20 protein-coding genes are annotated in these 20,438 nt (G+C 75.1%); 6 read left to right on the top strand and 14 right to left on the bottom strand.

Annotated features, from left to right (window positions below; genetic code table 11):
- Positions 1-82 precede the first annotated feature (82 nt).
- On the top strand, positions 83-1,123 hold the full coding sequence (gene aroF, locus ABEA04_RS14930) for a 3-deoxy-7-phosphoheptulonate synthase (protein ID WP_345460044.1): 1,041 nt from the start codon (positions 83-85) through the stop codon (positions 1,121-1,123).
- 95 nt (positions 1,124-1,218) lie between these two features.
- Positions 1,219-2,361 (top strand): discoidin domain-containing protein, encoded by a 1,143-nt coding sequence (locus ABEA04_RS14935; RefSeq protein ID WP_345460047.1) that lies wholly within the window; start codon positions 1,219-1,221, stop codon positions 2,359-2,361.
- Between the two features lie 21 nt (positions 2,362-2,382).
- Here ABEA04_RS14935 and ABEA04_RS14940 read toward each other — a convergent pair whose 3' ends face one another.
- The 3 genes from ABEA04_RS14940 to ABEA04_RS14950 all read right to left on the bottom strand — a co-directional run bounded on the left by ABEA04_RS14940 (position 2,383) and on the right by ABEA04_RS14950 (position 6,303).
- Positions 2,383-3,387: a threonine aldolase family protein gene (locus ABEA04_RS14940; protein WP_345460050.1), complete on the bottom strand. Its 1,005-nt coding sequence runs from the start codon at positions 3,385-3,387 to the stop codon at positions 2,383-2,385.
- Between the two features lie 79 nt (positions 3,388-3,466).
- The gene (locus tag ABEA04_RS14945) at positions 3,467-4,783 is read right to left on the bottom strand and encodes a class II 3-deoxy-7-phosphoheptulonate synthase (protein WP_345460367.1); all 1,317 of its coding nucleotides are present in this window, start codon (positions 4,781-4,783) and stop codon (positions 3,467-3,469) included.
- A gap of 59 nt (positions 4,784-4,842) precedes the next feature.
- Positions 4,843-6,303 carry an APC family permease gene (locus ABEA04_RS14950; protein ID WP_345460052.1) on the bottom strand — a complete coding sequence of 487 codons (1,461 nt, stop codon included), beginning with the start codon at positions 6,301-6,303 and terminating at the stop codon, positions 4,843-4,845.
- Positions 6,304-6,469: 166 nt separating this feature from the next.
- Between ABEA04_RS14950 and ABEA04_RS14955 the strand changes: the two genes are divergently transcribed.
- Entirely contained in the window at positions 6,470-7,033 is a 564-nt protein-coding gene (locus ABEA04_RS14955) for a TetR/AcrR family transcriptional regulator (RefSeq protein WP_345460055.1), read from the top strand.
- Complete coding sequence (locus ABEA04_RS14960) at positions 7,030-8,523, top strand: MFS transporter (RefSeq protein ID WP_345460058.1); 1,494 nt, start codon at positions 7,030-7,032, stop codon at positions 8,521-8,523. Before ABEA04_RS14955 ends, ABEA04_RS14960 begins: the two co-directional genes overlap by 4 nt.
- Before the next feature lie 133 nt (positions 8,524-8,656).
- On the opposite strand, the gene ABEA04_RS14965 is transcribed toward ABEA04_RS14960, so the two are convergent.
- The 4 genes from ABEA04_RS14965 to ABEA04_RS14980 form a co-directional block, all read right to left on the bottom strand.
- Positions 8,657-9,697 carry a 6-phosphofructokinase gene (locus ABEA04_RS14965; protein ID WP_345460060.1) on the bottom strand — a complete coding sequence of 347 codons (1,041 nt, stop codon included), beginning with the start codon at positions 9,695-9,697 and terminating at the stop codon, positions 8,657-8,659.
- Positions 9,698-9,779: 82 nt separating this feature from the next.
- On the bottom strand, positions 9,780-10,445 hold the full coding sequence (locus ABEA04_RS14970; protein ID WP_345460063.1) for a hypothetical protein: 666 nt from the start codon (positions 10,443-10,445) through the stop codon (positions 9,780-9,782).
- Positions 10,446-10,462: 17 nt separating this feature from the next.
- Positions 10,463-11,707, bottom strand: a complete 1,245-nt coding sequence (locus ABEA04_RS14975) for an MFS transporter (protein WP_345460066.1) — start codon at positions 11,705-11,707, stop codon at positions 10,463-10,465.
- A 59-nt stretch (positions 11,708-11,766) separates the two neighbouring features.
- On the bottom strand, positions 11,767-12,366 hold the full coding sequence (locus ABEA04_RS14980; RefSeq protein ID WP_345460069.1) for a putative glycolipid-binding domain-containing protein: 600 nt from the start codon (positions 12,364-12,366) through the stop codon (positions 11,767-11,769).
- A 17-nt stretch (positions 12,367-12,383) separates the two neighbouring features.
- Here ABEA04_RS14980 and ABEA04_RS14985 point away from each other — a divergent pair, with 17 nt between their 5' ends.
- Positions 12,384-13,196 (top strand): DUF1028 domain-containing protein, encoded by an 813-nt coding sequence (locus ABEA04_RS14985; protein ID WP_345460072.1) that lies wholly within the window; start codon positions 12,384-12,386, stop codon positions 13,194-13,196.
- Between the two features lie 169 nt (positions 13,197-13,365).
- On the opposite strand, the gene ABEA04_RS14990 is transcribed toward ABEA04_RS14985, so the two are convergent.
- Positions 13,366-14,262, bottom strand: coding sequence for a hypothetical protein (locus tag ABEA04_RS14990; protein WP_345460075.1), 897 nt, complete (start codon positions 14,260-14,262; stop codon positions 13,366-13,368).
- 48 nt (positions 14,263-14,310) lie between these two features.
- On the opposite strand from ABEA04_RS14990, the gene ABEA04_RS14995 reads away from it, so the two are divergent.
- Positions 14,311-15,549: an oxygenase MpaB family protein gene (locus tag ABEA04_RS14995; protein WP_345460077.1), complete on the top strand. Its 1,239-nt coding sequence runs from the start codon at positions 14,311-14,313 to the stop codon at positions 15,547-15,549.
- Between the two features lie 9 nt (positions 15,550-15,558).
- Here the strand turns inward: ABEA04_RS14995 and ABEA04_RS15000 are convergent, their stop codons facing one another.
- The 6 genes from ABEA04_RS15000 to ABEA04_RS15025 form a co-directional block, all read right to left on the bottom strand.
- Positions 15,559-16,431: an arylamine N-acetyltransferase family protein gene (locus tag ABEA04_RS15000; RefSeq protein ID WP_345460080.1), complete on the bottom strand. Its 873-nt coding sequence runs from the start codon at positions 16,429-16,431 to the stop codon at positions 15,559-15,561.
- 16 nt (positions 16,432-16,447) lie between these two features.
- Positions 16,448-17,095, bottom strand: coding sequence for a response regulator (locus ABEA04_RS15005; protein ID WP_345460370.1), 648 nt, complete (start codon positions 17,093-17,095; stop codon positions 16,448-16,450).
- Positions 17,096-17,150: 55 nt separating this feature from the next.
- Entirely contained in the window at positions 17,151-17,672 is a 522-nt protein-coding gene (locus ABEA04_RS15010) for a flavin reductase family protein (protein ID WP_345460083.1), read from the bottom strand.
- Entirely contained in the window at positions 17,669-18,832 is a 1,164-nt protein-coding gene (gene macS, locus ABEA04_RS15015; protein ID WP_345460373.1) for a MacS family sensor histidine kinase, read from the bottom strand. The genes ABEA04_RS15010 and macS overlap by 4 nt, the downstream gene beginning before the upstream one ends.
- Before the next feature lie 62 nt (positions 18,833-18,894).
- On the bottom strand, positions 18,895-19,641 hold the full coding sequence (locus ABEA04_RS15020; RefSeq protein ID WP_345460086.1) for a lysophospholipid acyltransferase family protein: 747 nt from the start codon (positions 19,639-19,641) through the stop codon (positions 18,895-18,897).
- A 39-nt stretch (positions 19,642-19,680) separates the two neighbouring features.
- A complete protein-coding gene (locus ABEA04_RS15025) occupies positions 19,681-20,433 on the bottom strand; it encodes a GNAT family N-acetyltransferase (RefSeq protein WP_345460089.1) in 753 nt (250 codons plus the stop codon).
- Positions 20,434-20,438: the final 5 nt, after the last annotated feature.

A 20,438-nucleotide genomic window follows, 5' to 3' on the forward strand; every position in this document is an offset into this window, starting at 1 on the left:
CCGGGGCGTTCGTCGTCTCCGGGGCGGGTCGGGGCTGACCGAGAACCCCAACCAGAACCGAGGAACAGCCATGGTCGTCGTCATGTCACCCGATGCCACCGACGAGGACGTCGCGCACGTCGTCGAGCGGGTCGAGTCGGTGGGCGGTGAGGCCTTCGTCAGCAGGGGCGTCGTCCGCACCATCATCGGCCTCGTCGGTGACATCGACTCCTTCCACGACCTCAACCTGCGGGCCCTGCGCGGCGTCGCCGACGTGCACCGCATCTCCGACCCCTACAAGCTCGTCAGCCGCCAGCACCACGCCGATCGCTCGACGGTGTGGGTCGGCCAGGCCGGACGCCGCGTGCCGATCGGCCCCGAGACCTTCACCTTCATGGCCGGGCCGTGCGCCGTGGAGTCGGCCGAGCAGACCCTCGAGGCCGCCCGGATGGCGCAGGCGGCCGGCGCGACGATCCTGCGCGGCGGGGCCTACAAGCCCCGCACGTCGCCGTACGCCTTCCAGGGCCTCGGCGTGCGCGGCCTGGAGATCCTGGCCGACGTGCGCGAGGCCACCGGCATGCCGGTGGTCACCGAGATCGTCGACGCCCGCGACGTCGACGTGGTCGCCGAGCACGCCGACATGCTGCAGGTCGGCACCCGCAACATGGCCAACTTCGGCCTGCTGCAGGCCGTCGGCGAGTCGGGCAAGCCGGTGCTGCTCAAGCGCGGCATGACCGCCACGATCGAGGAGTGGCTGATGGCGGCCGAGTACATCGCCCAGCGCGGCAACCTCGACGTCGTCCTGTGCGAGCGCGGCATCCGCACCTTCGAGCCGGCCACCCGCAACACCCTCGACATCAGCGCGGTGCCCGTCGTCCAGGCCACCAGCCACCTGCCGGTGATCATCGACCCCTCGCACGCCGCGGGCCGCAAGGACCTCGTCGTGCCCCTGTCGCGCGCCGGCATCGCCGTCGGCGCCGACGGCGTCATCGTCGACGTGCACCCCGAGCCCGAGAACGCCCTGTGCGACGGGCCGCAGGCGCTGCTCGGCGACGAGCTGCGCGACCTCGCGCAGGCGGTGCGCGACCTCCCGGCGATGGTCGGCCGGGCCGGCTCGGGCGAGCGCACCGGCGGGTCGCGCTAGCCGCTCACGAGCGGCGCGAGGCGGTCGCGGGCGCATACAGTGGCCCGCGACCGGCCCGCCGTTGGCGCCCCCACCTCCAGGAGACCCACGACCCGATGGACGCGACGTCGCGCTGCGAGCGCTGCGGGCACGGCCTCGGCATCGGCCGCTTCTGCGTGAACTGCGGGGCGCCGGTCGACCGCACCGACACCGCCGAGCGGCCCGCCGTGCCGGGCGGTCCCCCGGTGGTGGCCGAGCCCACCGTCACCGCGCCGACGCCGCCGCCGCGACTGCCGACCGAGTCGCCGTGGGGTGCGACCGCCCCGCCGACCGCCCCGCCGACCGCCCCGCCGACCGCCCCGCCGAGCGCCCCGCCGGCGCCCCCGATCGCGCCGCCGCCGGCCTTCGAGACACCGCCGCAGGCCCGCTACCCGCTGTGGGCCGACGAGGTCGCGGCCGGCCCGGCCGGCGGGACCGAGGACGACGGGACCGCCGTCGAGCTGCCGGCCGCGTGGGAGCCGGTGGCCGAGCCGCCGCCGTCACGGCGCGGCGGCCCGGTGCTGCCCGTGGCGCTGGTGCTGCTCGTCGTCCTGCTCGCCGCCGGCGGGGCCTTCCTGCTCCTCGGCGGGGACGACGACGAGCGGGCCGACCCCGCCCGGGCCAGCGACACGGCGTCCGAGCGGTCGTCCTCGAGCCGCCCCTCGGCGAGCGGCCCGACGTCGCCGCCGTCGACGCCGCCCTCGAGCGCGCCGACCACCCGTCCGCCCAAGGCCGGTGAGCCGCGCGACGTCGCCCGCGCCGCCCGGGTCTCGGCGCCGCGCACCGCCCCGCCGAGCCGCGATGTCGACGGCAACGCGGTGCGCTACGACGCCCGCAACATGCTCGACGGCCAGCCCGACACCGCCTGGCGCGCGCCCGGCGACGGCGCCGGCCTGACGATCCGGTTCACGCTCGACGAGCCGACCGAGCTCACCCAGGTCGGCCTGGTCAACGGCTACGCCAAGCGCGCGCCCGGCTACGACGGCTACCGCGCCAACCGCCGCGTCCTCACCGCGGTGTGGACCTTCGCCGACGGCACCGAGGTGCGGCAGACCTTCGACGAGAGCCGCGCGATGCAGTCGGTCGGGGTCGACGTCGTCACCGACGTCGTCGAGCTGCGCATCGTGCGCACCAGCTCGCCCGCCAAGGGCCCGTCCGGCCGCGACTTCACCGCGATCAGCGAGGTCTCGCTCGTCGGCACGCCGATCGGCGGCGGCTGAGCCCGACCCGCGGCCGGGCGCTCAGACCAGGCGCGCCAGCACCGCGGCGGCGCGCTCGGCGTCGTCGCGGCTGACGTCGAGGTGGGTCACCATCCGCACCGTCGTGGGGCCGACGGTGGCCACGCGCACGCCCTCGGCGGCGGCCTTCTCGACCAGCGCGGCGGCGTCGGAGCGCTCGACGACGACGATGTTGGTCTCGACGCCCGCCGGGTCGACGCCGCAGGCCTCGGCCAGCAGCCGCGCGTGGGCGTGGTCGTCGGCGAGGCGCTCGAGGTGGTGGTCGAGGGCGTGCAGCCCGGCGGCGGCGAGCACGCCGACCTGCCGCATCCCGCCGCCGAGCCGCTTGCGCCACACCCGTGCCTCGGCGACGGCGTCGGCCGAGCCGACCATGAGCGAGCCGATGGGGGCGCCGAGGCCCTTCGACAGGCACACCGAGGCGACGTCGACCTGCGCGCCGTAGTCGGCGAGCGGCGTCCCGGTGGCGACGTGGGCGTTCCACAGCCGCGCGCCGTCGAGGTGGACGCCGACCCCCGCGCCGTCGGCCCACTCACGCAGGTCGCGCAGGCGGTCGAGCGGCACCACGGTGCCGCCGGCGAAGTTGTGGGTGTTCTCGACCGAGACGCACGTCGTCCGCACGAAGAACGGGCCCATGTCGGGAGCGTGCATGGCGCGCACGGCGTCGAGGTCGACGTCGCCGCGCGGGTGGCGCCAGGTGCGCATCGTGACGCCGCCGATGGCGCCGTGCGCGCCGAGCTCGGCGCGGGCGATGTGGGCCGAGGCCTCGCACAGCACCTCCTGCCCGGGCGCGACCAGCGAGCGGACGGCGAGCACGTTGCCCATCGAGCCGGTCGGCACGAACAGCGCCGCCTCGTGCCCGAGCAGCCCGGCCACCCGCTCCTCGAGCGCCGCGACCGTCGGGTCCTCGCCGTAGACGTCGTCGCCCACCTCGGCGCGGGCCATCGCGGTCCGCATCGCCTCGGTCGGCCGGGTGACGGTGTCGCTGCGCAGGTCGATCACAGCCCCCATCCTGCCGACCCGTCGGACATGTCCGACGGGTCACCCCGGATCCGACGCTGACCCGTCAGACATGTCTGACGGGTCAGCGTCAGGTACGGGCCCGCAGCATCTCGGCGACGAGGAAGGCGAGCTCGAGGGACTGCACGCGGTTCAGGCGGGGGTCGCAGACGGACTCGTAGCGGGTGGCGAGGTCGTCCTCGAGCAGCTCCTCACCACCGCCGACGCACTCGGTGACGTCGTCGCCGGTCAGCTCGACGTGCACGCCGCCGGGCCAGGTGCCGAGCTGGTGGTGGACGTCGAAGAAGCCCTGCACCTCGGCGATGACGTCGTCGAAGCGGCGGGTCTTGTAGCCCGAGCTGGCCTCGAAGGTGTTGCCGTGCATCGGGTCGCAGACCCACGCGACGGCCAGGCCGGCGGCGGTGACCTTCTCGACGAGGTCGGGCAGGCCGTCACGGATGCGGCCGGCGCCGAAGCGGGTGATGAAGGTGAGCCGGCCGGGCTCGTTGGCCGGGTTGAGCCGCGCGGCGAGCGCGATGGCGTCGTCGGGCGTGGTGGTCGGGCCGAGCTTGACCCCGATCGGGTTGCGCACGTGGCTGAGCAGCTCGACGTGCGCGCCGTCGAGCTGGCGGGTGCGCTCGCCGATCCACACGAAGTGCCCCGACAGGTCGTACGGCGCCCCCGAGCGCGAGTCGTGGCGGGTCAGCGCGTGCTCGTACTCCAGCAGCAGCGCCTCGTGGGAGATGTGGAAGTCGACCTCGTGGAACTCGTCGGGGTCGGCGCCGATCGCGGCCATGAACGACATCGCGCGGTCGACCTCGTTGGCCATCGCCTCGTAGCGCTGGCCGGCCACCGAGTCGGCGACGAAGTCGGTGTTCCAGTGGTGCACCTTGCGCAGGTCGGCGTAGCCGCCGGCGATGAAGGCGCGGATGAGGCTGAGCGTGGTGGCCGAGGTGCGGTGCACCTCGAGCAGCCGCTCGGGGTCGGGCACCCGCGAGCCGGGCGTGAAGTCGAAGCCGTTGACGGCGTCGCCGCGGTAGGCCGGCAGCGTGACCGGCGCGCCGTCGACCTGGCGGGTCTCGGCGTCGGACGAGCGCGGCTTGGCGTACTGGCCGGCGAGCCGGCCGAGCTTGACCACGGGCACGGACGCCGCGTAGGTGAGCACCACCGCCATCTGCAGCAGCACCCGCAGCTTGTTGCGGGTGTTGTCGGCGGTGACGCCGGCGAAGGTCTCGGCGCAGTCGCCCCCCTGCAGCAGGAACGCCTCGCCGCGGGTGACGGCGGCGAGCCGCTCGCGCAGCTGGTCGCACTCGCCGGCGAAGACGAGGGGGCGCGCGCTGCGCAGTCGCGTGACGACGTCGTCGACGGCGACCGGGTCGGGGTAGGCCGGCTGCTGGGCCGGGCCCATGGCGTGGAGCGCGGCAAGGCTGGGGACGTCCACGCACCCAGCCTACGAGGCGCGCGCGGTCACTCCTCGAGGTGCTCGATGTCGCGGAACCCGGTCTTCTTCCCGCGCACGCCGCGGTTGGTCAGCCAGGTGAGCGCCCAGAGCACGACGCCGACCGCCAGCATGCCGCCCGCGACCTTGTACTGCACCCAGTTGTCGCTGTCCTTCGCCCACGGCCCGACGAGGAACAGGCAGGCCACCACACCGATCCAGGGGACGACGGTCGGTGCCTTGAAGCCGTCGGGCCGGGTCGGGTCGCGCCGCAGCACGATGCAGGCGACGTTGACGACCGCGAAGACGGCCAGCAGCAGGGTGGCGGTGGTGCCGGAGAGGATGTCGATGGTCGTCTGCGAGAGCTGGGCGGCCACGACGAGCAGGCCGACGGCGAGCAGCGTCGAGGCGGCGATGCCGACGTACGGCGTGCGGCGTCCGGGCAGCACCTTGCCGAGCACGCGCGGCAGCACGTCCTGGTTGGCCATGCCGTAGAGGAGCCGGCTGGCCATCAGCATGTTGATCAGCGCGGTGTTCGCGACCGCGATGCAGGTCAGGAACGGGAAGATCCGGTCGATGGGCAGGTCGGGGGCGCCGACGCTGACCACGTTGAGCAGCACCTTGCCGCCCTCGGCCACCTCGGAGGCGATCTGCTCCTGGCTCAGCACCGCCACCACCGAGACCGCCACCAGCATGTAGATGATCACCGCGATGCCGAGGCCGGTGAGCATCACGCGCGGGAAGACGCGCTCGGGGTCCTGGGTCTCCTCGACCATGTTGACCGAGTCCTCGAAGCCGACCATGGCGAAGAACGCGATCGACGTCGCCACGGTGATGGCGAGGAACAGGCCGCGGTCGGAGCCGGACTCGAAGGTGGTGATGCGGCTCAGGTCGCCGTCGCCCCGCGCGATGACCACGAAGCCGATGACGATGACGATGGCCAGCGCCAGCAGCTCGATGAGCGTGAGCACCACGTTGAACTTCACGCTCTCGCCGACGCCGCGCAGGTTGATCAGCGCGAGCAGCACCATGAACAGCAGCGAGACGAGCGTGATGGCGAACTTGCCCTCGGCGACGTCGATCCCGTTGGCGTTCAGGCCGGCGAGGAAGTTCTGCGCGAGCAGGTTCGAGGACGTCGAGGCGCTCGTGATGCCCGAGCACACGACCGCGAAGGCGACGATGAAGGTGACGAAGTGGATGCCGAACGCCTTGTGCGCGTAGAGCGCGGCGCCCGCGGCCTGCGGGTACTTGGTGACCAGCTCGAGGTAGGCCAGCGCGGTGAGCGTGGCGACGGCGAAGGCCACCAGGAACGGCAGCCAGACGATGCCGCCGACCTCGCCCGCGATCTGGCCGGTGACGGCGTAGATGCCCGCGCCGAGGATGTCGCCGACGATGAACAGCAGCAGCAGCCGCGGTCCCATCACCCGCTTCAGGTCGGGCGTGTCGGGACCGTTGACGTCGACCTCGGCCGAGCTGACCCGTTCGCTCATGGTGTGTGCCTCCCGGCCTCGATGGCTCGCTGCGCGCCGTGATTCACCCAACACCTCAGCGCGACGCGCCGCCAGAGGCGCTCCGGGGCGAGATCGAGTTGATACATGTCTGTCTCATGTGAGACATTCATGTCTCACCACACGATCCGCAGGACAGGTAGACCCCATGAGCACCCGCGAGGCCATCCTCACCGCCGCCCAACGGCACCTCACCCGCCACCCGGCGGCCTCGATGGCCGACCTTGCCGCCGCGGCGGGCGTCGGCCGCGCCACCGTGCACCGCCACTTCGCCGGCCGCGACGAGCTGCTCGGCGAGCTGGGCGCCCGCTCCCTCGACCGGTGGGAGCACACGCTCGACCACGCCGGCGGCACCGGCGTCGGGCCCGCCGCGACCGCGGACGCCGAGCAGCTGCGCGCCTGCCTCGACGACCTGATGACCCGCTACGTCGCCGACTCCGACGACTTCGGCTTCGCGCTCACCGACACCTTCCTGCTCGGCTCGGCCGAGCACTCCGCCCGCGCCCAGGCCCTCTTCGAGCGCGAGGTCGCCTTCTACGAGGCGGCCCAGCGCGCCGGCGTCCTGCGCGACGACGTCCCGGCGGTCTGGATCGGCCACGCCGTCTACGGCCTGCTGGTCGCCGCCCGCGAGGCGCTGCGGCTGGGCGACGTGCCCCGCCGCGGCCTCGACCGCCTCGTCCTCACCACCGTGCTGCAGGGCGGTGCCGCGTGACCGCCTCGACCAGCCACCTGACCCCGGCCGACGTCGCGCCGCACCCCCGCCGCTGGGCGGGCCTCGCCGTGCTCGCGGCGAGCCTGCTCGTGGTCGTCATGGACATGACGATCCTCAACGTCGCGCTGCCCGACCTCGTCGCCGACCTGCGCCCCGGCGCGGTGGCGCAGCTGTGGATCGTCGACGCCTACGCCCTGGTGCTGGCCGGTCTCATCGTGCCGCTCACGGCCGTGGCCGACCGCTGGGGACGCCGCCGGATGCTGCTGGCCGGGTTCGCCGTCTTCGGCGTCGGCTCGCTCCTGGTGCTCGTGGCCGCCACGCCCGGCGCCGTCATCGGGGTGCGGGCGCTGCTCGGCGTCGGCGGCGCGATGGTGATGCCAGCGACGCTGTCGCTGATCCGCACCCTGTTCCCCGACCCGCGCGAGCGCGCGCTCGCCCTCGGCGTCTGGGCCGCCACCGCCTCCGTCGGCGCGGCCGCCGGCCCGGTGGTTGGTGGCGCGCTGCTCGAGGTGTTCTCCTGGCACGCGGCGTTCCTGGTCAACGTGCCGCTGATGGTCGTGGCGTTCGTCGCCGGGCGCCTGCTGCTGCCCGAGAGCCGCTCCGAGCGGCCGGGGCGCCTCGACCTCGCCGGCGTGCTGCTCTCCTTCGGCGGCATGGTCGCCCTCGTGCACGGCATCAAGGACGTCGGCAAGCACGGCCCCGGCCTGGTCGGGGTCGCGACGCTGGTCGTCGGCGCCTTCCTGCTCGTGATCTTCGTGCGCCGCTGCCTCACCCAGGACGACCCGATGCTCGCGGTGCGGCTGTTCGCCGACCGCGTCTTCCGCGCCGGCGTCCTCACCGCGCTGGCCAGTAGCGCGGTGATGATCGCGCTGCTGCTCGTCGGGTCGCAGTGGCTGCAGGTGGTGCAGGGCTGGACGCCGCTCGTGGCGGGCGTCGCGCTCGTGCCGCTGGCCGTCGGCGGGCTCGTCGGCTCGCCGTTCGCGCCGGCGGTGGCCGCGCGCGTCGGCACCCGCACCGTGCTGGTCGGCGGGCTGCTGCTGACCGCCACCGGCCTGGCCGTGCTGCCGCTGCTCCCCCGCCCGCTGCCCTACGCCGGCGTCGCGGCCGGCTTCCTGCTCGTCGGGCTCGGCACCGCGGCGCTCGGCGTCGGGTCGGCCCTGATCATGGGCCGGGCGCCCGCGCACCAGGCCGGCTCGGCGGCCGCGGTCGAGGAGAGCTCGTACGAGCTCGGCGCCGTGCTCGGCGTCTCGCTCTTCGGCAGCCTCGCCGGACTGGTCTACCGCGCGGGCCTGCCCGACGGCGTCCCCGGCGCGGTGCGCGAGTCCGTGGCCGGGTCGCTCGGCTCACCCGTCGCCGGCGCCGCCTCGGCCGCGTTCACCGACGCGTTCGCGGCCGTGGGGCTGACGGGAGCGCTCGTCGTCCTCGCCGCCGCCGCGGTGGTGTGGCGGTGGCTGCCGGCCGACCTCGACCTCGCCGACCTGGAGCACTAGTTCACGTCGACCCTCGCGTCAGCGTTGACCACCGGAGGGTTTCGACCCGCCGCCGCGGGTTCGTTCCTTACCCGCGCCGCTTGCTCAACCTGGTTGAGCACACGTCGGCCGCTCGTTCCTCGCGGCCGACTGCTCAACCAAAGAACACCTCGGCCTCGGCGTACTCGGCGGGGCTGACGAGCTTGAGCACGGCGGTGCCCTCGGTGAGCGGCACGCGGTCGATGCGGGTGCCGTGCAGCGCCATCATCGTGCCGAACTCGCCGTCGGCGACGGCGTCGATGGCCTGCAGGCCGAAGCGGGTGGCGAGCCAGCGGTCGAAGGCGGTGGGCGTGCCGCCGCGCTGCACGTGACCGAGGACGACGGCGCGTGCCTCCTTGCCGGTGCGCTGCTCGATCTCGGCGGCGATGCGGTCGCCGATGCCGCCGAGGCGGACGTGCCCGAAGGCGTCCTTCTCGCCGGAGACCAGCGTCATGCCGTCCTCGCCCTCGCCGGCCTCGACCGGCACGGCGCCCTCGGAGACCACGATGATCGGCGCGTAGTGCGTCTCGAAGCGGGTCTCGACGTGGCGGCAGAGCGCCTCGATGTCGAAGGGCTGCTCGGGGATGAGCACCGCGCTGGCGCCGCCGGCGATGCCCGCGTGCAGCGCGATCCAACCGGCGTGGCGGCCCATGACCTCGACGACGAGCACGCGGTGGTGCGACTCGGCGGTGGTGTGCAGCCGGTCGATCGCCTCGGTGGCGATGTTGACCGCGGTGTCGAAGCCGAAGGTGAAGTCGGTGCCGGAGAGGTCGTTGTCGATCGTCTTCGGGACGCCGACGACGTTGACGCCGAGCTCGGCCAGCTTGGTGGCCACGCCGAGGGTGTCCTCGCCGCCGATGGCCACGAGCGCGTCGACGCCGGCCTCGGCGAGGTTGGCGCGGATCTGCTCGACGCCGCCCTCGACCTTGAACGGGTTGGTGCGCGAGGAGCCGAGGATCGTGCCGCCGCGCGGCAGGATGCCGCGGCACTGCTCGACGCCCAGCGGCATCGTCAGGCCCTCGAGCGGGCCCTTCCAGCCGTCGCGGTAGCCGACGAACTCGAAGCCGTGGACCTGCACCCCCTTGCGCACCACGGCGCGGATCACCGCATTCAGCCCCGGGCAGTCGCCCCCACCGGTCAGCACCCCGACGCGCATCCGCGCCACTCCTTTGGATCGATCAAACAGGTCGGCACCAGCCAACCACGCCCCGCCGCCCGAGGCGAGGGCGACCGTCGGATCAGCCGAGGAGCGAGACGGCGGTCACACCGAGCACGACCCCGATCACGCCGCCGACCACCAGCGCGGCGAGCAGCGGGAGGTAGCCGCCGACCACGGTGCGGTCGGTGGGCAGCCGCAGCGAGCGCCACCGCGGGTCGCCCGCGATCTCGTGCAGCCGCTGCGGGCCGACCCGGTCGTCGAGGACGGCGACGTCCCGCTCGGTGGGGTGCAGCAGCAGCGCCGCCGGCGTGCCCCGGCCGAGCGCGCCCAGCGTTGTGGGCACCGCGGCGGCCACCCGGCGGGGCGGGCCGCCGTCGTCCGGCAGCGCGGTGAGCACGGTGACGGCGGTCGGTGCCGGACCCGAGCCGCGGCCGGGCAGGAACCACGGCGTCGTCCGGTTCACGCGGCGCCGCACCACCAGGCCGACGGCACCACCGGGGCGGACGTGGCCGGCGAGCACGTCGCGGGAGGCGCGCTCCAGGGTGCGGCGCATCCGCCGCTCGGCCACGCCGAGCACCACCGGGAACACCAGCAGCAGCACCACCTCGACCAGCACCCCGCCCGTGATGAGGGCGAAGGCCGCGCCGCTGCCGGCACCGGCGACGGGTCCGGCGACCATGAGCCCGATCGAGACCCCGAAGCCGACCATCAGCAGCCGGGTGGGCCAGGCGATGTCGTTGAGCACGGGACGAGCGTGCCCGCTCAGACCGTCAGCGACTCCTCGGCGGCGTTGGTGACCCGGGTCGAGGCGCGCGGCAGCACGCGGGCCAGCGCCAGCACCACCAGCGCCCACAGCCCGCACAGCGCGAGCGGGCCGCCCCACGCGGCGAGCGGGCCGGCCGCGAGCAGCGCGGTGTAGGCCAGCGGCGCGAGGGCGCCGGAGAGGTTCCAGCCCAGCTGCACGACCGACATGTAGGTGCCGCGGTGGGCGTCGGGCGCCGCCTCGGCCGACAGCGCCGACAGCACGGGCCCGGCGACCAGCTCGCCGACGGTGTAGACCACCGCGGCGGCCAGGACGACGGCGGTGGCCAGGCCGACCGAGAGCGCGTCGGCGGCGAGCATCATCACGAACGAGGACGCCGTGAAGCCGATCGCGCCGAGCACGACGCGGTAGCGCACCCGGCCGGTCATCGAGCGCACCGCCAGCCCCTGCCCGAGGCCGATCAGCACCGTGTTGACCACGAACACCGCGCCCGGCACCCAGCCCGGCAGCCCCAGCAGGTCGGCGAAGTAGACCGGCATCGTGACGTTGAGGGTCATCTCGACCATCGCGTAGAGGAAGATCGCGAGCACCAGCAGCCGGTAGCCGCGGTCGCGCGCCACCACGGCGAACCCGCTGCGCCGCGGCAGGCTGCCCCGGGCGGGCCGGCCGCCGGCGTCCACCCGGCTCATGAGGGCGAAGGCGAGCAGGTACGACGCCGCGTTGGCCCACACGACGGCGTCGAAGGCGAGCCCGGTGCCGACGGTGAGCGCCACGCTCGAGAGCAGGCCGCCGACGCCGTACCCGGCGTTGCGCAGCGCCTGCACGAACCCGAACCACACCTCGCGCTCGCCCGGAGCCGCGATCTGGGTGACCAGCGGGCCGTTCGCACCCCAGAACATCGTGCGGCCGAGCGTCGCGACGCCGACCGCGACGCCGATCAGGCCGACCGAGTCGCACCAGGGGTAGACGGCGAACGCTCCGGCCTGCAGCAGGTTCGCGGCCTGCAGCACCTGCTTGGCGCCGACGGTGTCGACGAGCCGGCCGACGAGCGGCACCAACGGCATCACGGCGAGGTTGGCGACCGTCATCGCCACGCCCAGCTCGACCAGGCCGACGTCGGTGGTGCGCAGGAAGTACAGCAGCGAGAGCGGCATCCAGATGCCGCTGCCGAGCGCGTCGATCGCCAGCGCCGAGACGAACGCGCGGTGGCGGCCCACCGCGGGGAACCCGAGACGCGTCAGCACCGCGTCATCGTGCGACCTCGAGCGTGGTCGAGGTCAAGCGGGTTCCGGACGCCGCCGTCTCACCCGCCGTCCGACCCGCCCACCCGCCGCGCGAGGCCCTCGTAGTCGACCACCACGCCGTCGGCGTCGACGGTGAGGTCGAAGGCGCCGTGGGTGTCGTCGCGGTAGCGCCAGGCCCGCTCGCCCAGCCGCTCGTAGGTCTGCTCGACGCGGGCCACGGTGAGGGCCGGGACGTCGACCCAGGCCACGGCGAGCGTCGTCCGCTCCCCCACGGCGAGCGCGGCGAGGCCGCTGCCACCGGCGAGGCGGCGGATCGGGAAGGTGTTGGTGAGCGGCGTCGCGGCGACGTCGACGTCGAGGCAGCCGTCGAGGTCGGGGCGGGGGCGGCCGTCGAGGGTCCAGCGCCGGTCGTCGTCGGCACGCAGGGCGAGGATGCGCTCGCCGTCGCCCGCCAGGCAGCGGACGTCGACCTCGCGGGTCAGCCAGCCGTCGTCCAGGCGGACGCGGAACCAGCAGGCGCCCGGCCCGCCGCCCCCGCCGTCGTCGGCGAGCACCTCGACGCCGTGGGCGAGCCAGCCGTCGTCGCCGCGCGCGAGCCGTCCGACGCCGTGCCCGACGGCGTCGTCGGTGCGCTCCCACGCCCGGGGTCGGCTCGTCACGTCACTAGTGTCGCGGCATGACGTTCTCGATCGTGGCCCGCTCCGACGACGGCGAGGCGTGGGGCGTGGCGGTGGCCTCGAAGTTCCTCGCGGTGGGCTCGGTGGTGCCGGCCGCGGTGGCGCAGGTGGGCGCGATCGCGACGCAGGCGCACGCCAACGTGGCCTACAAGGGGCTCGCGCTCTCGCACCTCGACGAGGGCGCCACCGCCGCGATCGCCCTGCAGCGCCTGCTCGAGGAGGACGACGGCCGCGACCACCGCCAGGTCGGCCTGGTCGACGTCGACGGAGGCGCGGCGTCCCACACCGGCTCGGCGTGCATCGACTGGGCCGGCGGCCAGACAGGCGAGGGGTTCGCCGTTCAGGGCAACTGCCTGGCGGGCGAGGAGGTCGTCGAGGCGATGCGCGCGTCGTGGACGGCGGGCGCCGGCGTCCCGTTCTCGCGGCGGCTGCTCGACGCGCTGGCGGCCGGCGACGAGGCGGGGGGCGACAAGCGCGGCCGGCAGTCGGCCGCGATCCTGGTGGTGCGCGACGGCGCCGGCTACGACGGCGGCGACGACATCGAGGTCGACCTGCGCGTCGACGACCACGAGGCGCCGATCCCCGAGCTGGCCCGCCTGCTCGACCTCAACCACCTCTACCTCGTCGCCTCGACCGAGGAGGAGAAGGTGCCGGTCGACGACGCCCTGCGCGACGAGCTCGAGACCTTCGCCCGCGGCCAGGGCCACCCCGACTTCACCACCTGGGTCGGCACCGAGAACTACGAGATGCGCGTCGCCGACGACCTCACCTGGATCGACGAGCGCGTCCTCGGCATCGTCCGCGATCGATAGGTCGCGATAGGTCGGCGGCGGTAGTCCCTGACGACGATCAAGGTTCCGGGCGCGGAATCCTTGATTTCCGTCAGGGACTATCGGGCGGTGGCTGTGCGGTAGTCCCGGACGTTTGAGGGGTCCAGACGCCGTCCGGACCCCTCGAACGTCAGGGACTATCCCCGCCGGCCTACGACGACAGGTTGTCGAGGACGGCGGCCGCGGCGTCCCGGGCGGACGTCGCCTCCTCGAGGGCCTCGGCGGCCTCGCCGACCGCGTCCTCGGCGTCACCGAGGTCGTCGTCGACCTCGTCGTAGGTCTCCTCGAGCGCGGCGATCTTCCGCTTGAGCTCGTCGATCTCCGACTCGATCTGCAGCTGGCGGGCCTTGAGCTGCTCCACCTGTGCGGTGGCCTCGTCGTGGGCCTCGGTGGCCTCGGCCAGCTCGGCCTCGGTCTCCTCGAGCCGCTCCTGCGCGGCGGCGCGCGCCTTCTCGTCGGCGTCCTCGTCGGGGACGACGCGCAGGTCGGGCCGGGCGGGCTCGGCGGCGGTCGTGGGGCGGGCGGCGAAGCCGAGCGCGTCGGGCGTCGCGACCGCCGCGGCGACGTCGACGTCGTCCACCCCGGTCGTGGCGAGCGCGGCCACGAGCAGTCCGCTGCGCACCGCGCGGCCGCAGTCCTCGGAGACCATCGCGGCCGTGAGCGTCGCCTCGACCTGGTCGGCGACGGCCTCGGTGACCCGCAGCCCCTCCTCGCGCGCCAGCGCCCGCGCCCGCGTGGTGACCGCGGCGGTGAGCTGGCGCCGCTGGCGGGTGAGCTCGCGCAGCTCGGCGCCCGACATCCCCTGCTGCGCCTCGCGCAGCGCGGCCCCGACCGCCAGCACCTGCTCGACCTGCGCGGCCTCGCGCCGCACCAGCAGGTTCACGACCCACGCCGCCGTCGACGGCTTCCGCAGCGCCTTGACCGGCGCGGCCAGGTCGGTGCCCTTCAGCGCCTTGGCGCGCGCGTCGCGGGCGGGGGTGAACTCCCCCAGCGGCAGGGCGTACAGCTCGTCGGCGACGTCGAGCAGGCCCGGCTCGTCGTCGCTCACGACGACGAACCTAGCGCCGGGCCCGGCCGCAGCGCCTAGCCTCGCTCCATGACCGACACCACGGTCCCGACGCGACCCGGCGTCCCGACGTCCCTGCGCCGCGTCGACGACGCCCGCCGCCGCTTCGGCGCCTTCGCCGAGACCTACCTCGACGCGATGTGGGACGGCGACCCGCCGGCCGACGCGTTCGTGGCCGACGTCCCGCGGCTCGGCCACGGCCGCGCGATGCGGCTGCTGCGCACCGCCTGCCGCGAGGGCATCGACGCCGTGCCCGACGCGCCCGACTCGCTGCGCGCGCTGTTCGCCCAGCTCGACGACGTCCCCGGCTGGCTCGACGCCGAGCGCATCGACCACGACAGCCGCCACGTCGCGCGCTACACGCGCCAGTCGGGCATCGTGCTGGGCGCGGCGTCGCTGGTCAGCGGCTACGCGAACTCGGCGGCGTCGCGGCCGCTGGAGATGACCGGCCGCTACGTCGAGAACGCCGGCGCCCGCACCATCGAGGTCGCCTCGTGGCTGGCCGCGGTGAGCGGGCCGGGCGGCCTCGACCGCTTCGGCGAGGGGTTCGAGCTGACCGTGCGGGTGCGGGTGATCCACGCCCTGGTGCGCGCCGACCTGCTGCGCCGGCCCGCCTGGGACCTCCCCGCCTGGGGCCTGCCGATCAGCCAGGCCTACCTCGCCTACACGCTGGTCGAGTTCGCGCTCATCCCGATGCGCGGCATGCGCGCGATCGGCGCGCCGTTCCGGCCCCACGAGCGGGCGGCGTCCTACGCCCGCTGGCGCTACCTCGGCCACCTGCTCGGCATCCGCGCCGACCTGCTGCCGGTCGACGAGGCCGACCAGGAGCGGCTGGAGGAGATCTACCTGCTCACCCGCCCACCGGTCGACGAGTTCTGCCGCGAGCTGGTCGCCAGCATCAACCGCGAGTTCCTTGTCGCCGAGATCGAGGGGCTGCTGCCGCCGGCGCTGCGCGGCTCGGTGGGCCGGGGTGCGCCGGCCGTCGTCCACGGGCTCGAGCGGCTGTTCCTCGGCGACGAGATCTCCGACGAGCTGGCCATCCCGCGAACCCGCGTCACCGGAGCGCTGCGGGTGGTCGGGCCGGTGCTGGGCGCCGTCCACGCCGCGCTCGACCGGGTGCCGGCCACCCTGGCCCCGCGGGCCGCCCTCGGACGGCGCTACCAGCGCGTGCAGGAGGAGCGGCTGCGGCGCACCTGGGGCGTCGAGCACGACCTCGTCGACGCCTCGCCCGCGGGCGGCCGCCCGCACCCCGCCCGCGGCGACGCCTGAGCAGCCGGGTCAGGGGCGGCCGGCGGCGTCCCACGCACGGTGCGCGGCGAGCGAGCGCTCGAACAGCGCCGGCAGGTCGCCGGGGTGGTCGCGCTCGACGTCGGCCACGGCGAGGCCGAGGTCGTCGAGGGTCTCGCGCCACGTCGTCCAGTCGGTGAGGTCGTCGCGGTGGACGACGCCCGCCGCGTCGATGCGGCCGCGCACGCACCCGCGCAGCCAGGCCACGCCGTCCGCACGTCGGCGGATCACGACGAGCTTGGTGGTGAAGCGCCCCTCGGGCGGCGTCGCGAGGCCGGCGTGGGCGGCGGCGACGGCGTCGTCGTCGACCGGCAGGTCGCGGGTCTCGACACCGGCGAAGGAGCCCCGCGGGTCGTGCGCGAAGACCCAGCCGTCGTCGCGCACCTCCTCGACGCGGTAGCGCAGCGGACCGTCGTCGTAGGCGCCGGCCCGCAGCGGCAGCGGCTCGAGGAAGCCCTCGCCCAGCCCGACGTCGGCCCACCACGTGCCGGCCGGGTGGGCCGCCGTCGGCAGGCCACCGACGACGAGCGCGAGGTGGTTGAGGTCGGTCGAGGCCCGGTGGGACGGGTCGAGCCAGGCCCGGCCGTGCCGCCGCCCGACGTCGAACCCGAGCGCGGTCAGCACCGCCTCGAGCGTGCCGTTGTGGCCGAAGCAGTAGCCCGCCCGTCCGGTGCGGACGACGTGCGCGAGCGCCCCGTCGGGCGTCACCGCCGGTGGGCGGCCGAGCATGATGTCGAGGTTGTCGTAGGGCAGCGCGAGCAGGTGCGCGCGGTGCACCCGGCGCAGCGTGTCGAGCGTCGGCGGCAGGCCGGCGGGGTCGGCGTCCAGTCCGAGCAGCCGCAGGTATCCGACGACCTCAGCCACCGTCAGTCACCGTCAGTCACCGTCCGTCACCGTCAGTCACCTCGAGGCCCTGCTCGATGACGTAGCGGGTCAGCTCGACGCGGTTGTGCAGCTGCAGCTTGCGCAGCGTGTTCTGCACGTGGTTCTGCACCGTGCGGTGCGAGATCACCAGCTGCTCGGCGATCTGCTTGTACGACATGCCGGTGGCCACCATGCGCAGCACCTCGGTCTCGCGGTCGGTGAGCGCGGGCCGGTCGTCGGCCGGCTCCCCCTCGCCGCTGAGCCGCCGGAACTCCCCCAGCACCAGGCCCGCCAGCCCCGGGGTGAAGACCGAGTCGCCGCGCGCCACCCGCCGCACCGCGTCGAGCAGCTCCTCGCGCGAGGCCGACTTCACCAGGTAGCCGGTGGCGCCCGCCTTGACCGCCGCCAGGACGTCGGCGTGCTCGCCGGACGCCGAGAGGATCAGCACCCGCGCCGACGGGTCGTGCTCGAGCACGGTGCGGGTGACCTCCACGCCGTTCGGCTCGGGGATCTGCAGGTCGAGGACGACGACCTGCGGCCGCGCCGCGCGCGCCCGGGCGATCGCCTGCGCGCCGTCGGCGGCCACGGCGACGACGTCCAGCCCGGCCGCCTGCAGGTCGCGCTCGACCGCGTCGCGCCACATCGGGTGGTCGTCGACCACCATCACCCGGACCGGCGTCTCGCCCTCGCTCACGCCGCGACCCTAGACGGCCCCACGACTACCTCTCCTCGAGCCGCCGGTAGCGCCCGCGGTGGTGCAGCAGCGGCGGGTCGTCGGCGTGGGCCTCGGCCACGTGCGCGGCCTCGACCACGACGGTGGCCAGCAGCGACCAGCCCACCTCGGCCGTCGACTCCACCCGCACCTCGGCCCACGCCGCGGCGTCGGCGAGCCGCGGCCCATACCCGGCGGCGTCCTCGAAGGCCGCCAGCCGGAACGGTCCGCCGGGCGCCGGCGCCACGCCCGCGAACGCGTCGGCGAGGTCGCGGTGCTGCGCCGAGAGCGTGTGGACGACGCCCCGCCCGGTCTCGACGAGCGCGTCGGTGAGGTCGGCGTCCGGGTCGAGCAGCGCGAGCAGCCGCGCGGGCTCGCCGTGGGCGAGCATCACCGAGGTGACGGTGAGCCCGGCGCGGTCGCGGCCGGCGCCCGCCGTCCACAGCGTCACGGCGCCGCCGAGCCGGCCGCGCAGCCGGCGCAGCGGGTCGTCGGGGGTGGCGAAGGGGTGGGAGGTGTGGATGGTCATGCGTCGCCTCCGGGCACGGTGAGGGTCCAGACGGTTCCGGTCGGGCCGGTGGTGAGCGCGGCGGTGCCGCCCAGGTCGGCGGCGCGGCCGCGGATCGACTGGCTGACGCCGAGCCGCCCCTGGGCCGCCGCCTCCTCGAGCCGGCCGTCGGCGATGCCCGGCCCGTCGTCGCGGACGACCACCTCCACCGTCCCACCCCAGGCCTCGAGCAGCACCCAGGCCCGCGCACCGGGGGCGTGGCGGGCGGCGTTGTCGAGCGCCTCGGTGACGACCGCGACCACCTCGGTGGCCCGGCGGGCGGGCAGCGGCACCTCGTGGCCGGGCACCGCCACCTCGACCCCGGGCCGCGAGCCCAGCCGCGTCAGCGCCTCGGCGAGGTCGCGCGTGCCGACCGGCCCGCCGTCCGGGCCGTCCTGGGCGCGGACCAGGCTGCGCAGCGCCTCCTCCTGCTCCCCGGCCAGACGGCCCAGCTCGGCCGCCTCCCCGCCGATCTCGGCCCCACGCCGCTGCACCAGCGCCAGCACCTGCAGCACCCCGTCGTGGACGACGCGCGCCAGCCGCGCCCGCTCGGCCGCCGTCGCGGCGGCGCGCTGCGCCTCGTCGCGCTCGGCGGTCAGCTGCTGCAACGAACCGCACACGTAGCCGACGATCGGCCCGCCGATGAGCAGCAGGAACGCGTTGGCCCAGTTGGCGCCGACGACCGTCTCGCGCAGCAGCAGGTCGGTGCCGGCCAGCAGGACGCCGGCCACCAGCCCGCCGGGGGCGCGGAACCGCACGCCCCACGCCAGCAGCGCCCCCATCACCCAGAACCCCGGGATGGTGGCGGCGTAGCCGTCGCCCTTGACGAGCGGGGTCAGGCCCAGCATCGCCAGCGCGACGGCGAGGTCGGCGACGAGCAGCGCGACGCCGCGGCGCCCGGCGTCGCGGTAGGCCCAGGTGGCGAACGCCGTCCACAGCGTCATCACGCCGAGCAGGACGCCGCCGGCGACCGGGCGGTCCCAGTCGCCGACGCCGCCGTCCGCGACGAGCGAGACCACGACGGCCGCGGCCAGCACGACGACGCGGAGCACCACGAGCGCGGCGAACAGCCGCCCCTCGACGGCCAGGGCGGCGCGGACGGCGGCCGGCCGGTCGGGCCGGGCGGCCAGGCGGGTCGCCAGCCGGGCGGCGCGGCGGCCGGCGCCGTCCGATCCGCCGTCCGATCCGCGGTCCGCCGGGTCGGTCAGGACGCCTTCTTCTGTTCCTCGGCGGTCTCGGCCTCGCTCTCGAGGCGCTTCGCCTCGGCCTCGGCCCGCTTGGCCTCCTCCTTGGCGACCCCGGCGTACTTGTCGACGTACTCCTGGCCGGAGAGCCGCATGATCTCGTACATGATCTCGTCGGTGATCGCGCGCAGGATGTAGCGGTCGTTCTCCATGCCGGCGTAGCGCGAGAAGTCCAGCGGCCTGCCGAAGCGGACGACGGGGCGCGTGAACGAGCCGAACTTCTTGCCCGGCGGCGCCACCACGTCGGTGCCCACGACCGCGGTCGGGATGACGGGCACACCGGTCTCGAGCGCGAGGCGGGCGACGCCGGTGCGGCCGCGGTAGAGGCGGCCGTCGTGGCTGCGGGTGCCCTCGGGGTAGATGCCGAACAGGCCGCCCTCGCCGAGCACCTTCTTCGCCGACATCAGCGCGCCGGCGGCCGCGTCGGCGCCGGAGCGGTCGATGGGCACCTGGCCGGCGCCGGAGAAGAACAGCCGCTGCAGCCGGCCCTTGACGCCCGGGGTCGTGAAGTACTCCGCCTTCGCCACGAACGTCACGCGCCGGGGCAGCGTGAGCGGCATGAACAGCCAGTCCGCGTAGGAGAGGTGGTTGCTCGCCAGGATCGCGGCGCCCTCGTCGGGGACGCTCTCGGATCCCTCGACCTGCGGGCGGAACACGACGCGGAGCAGGGGCCCGAGGGCGATCCACTTGAGGAACCAGTAGAACACCGGTGCAGCGTAGTGCCCCGGGTCGCGGCGCGTGGCCGGTCAGGCCGACGGCTCACCCGTGCGGCCCGCGACGAGGGTGTGCCCGACGCGGTAGCCGAGCCGCTCGTAGACCCGCACCGCGCGCCCGTTGTCGGTGAAGACGCCAAGGGTGGCGACGCCGGTGCCGTGCTCGAGGGCGCGGCGGGTGAGCGCGGCCGAGACCGCCGTGGCCAGTCCGCGACCGGTGTGGCCGGGCAGCGTGGTGATGCCGCGCAGCTGGCCGGTGCCGTCGGGACGCCGCACCAGCGCACCCACCGCGAGCAGGCCGCCGTCCGGGCCCTCGACGCCGAGCCAGGTCTCGACGGCGCTCGCGCCACCGACGAACGACGTGCGTTGCACGGCGTCGAGGACGACGTCGACCTCGGCGGTGCGGCCGGTCACCTCGACGACCTCCACGTCGGCCGCGGCGCCGTCGGGCGCGGGCGGGGTGCGGGTCAGCATCCAGTGCCAGGCGTGGCTCGGCGCGAACCGCCAGGCCGCGGGGACGGCGTCCGCGGAGGTCTGCTCGACCACCAGCCGCCACGGGTCGGCCCCGGCGCCGGCGACGGCGGCCAGCAGCGGGTCGAGGTCGGCGGCCGGGCCGAGACCGAGCAGCGCCAGCGCACCCGGCGGCGAGTCGCCCCACGCCACGGCGTGCTCGACGACGGTGGCGCCACCGGCCGCCCACGCCCGCGTCACCCCCGCGGCGTCGACGTGGTGGCGCAGCATCGGGTCGTCCCGCCCGGCCAGGCCTGCAGCGTCCAGCTCGCGCATACGGC

The organism is Nocardioides marinquilinus, assembly GCF_039543705.1.
GTDB classification, from domain to species: Bacteria; Actinomycetota; Actinomycetes; order Propionibacteriales; family Nocardioidaceae; genus Nocardioides; species Nocardioides marinquilinus.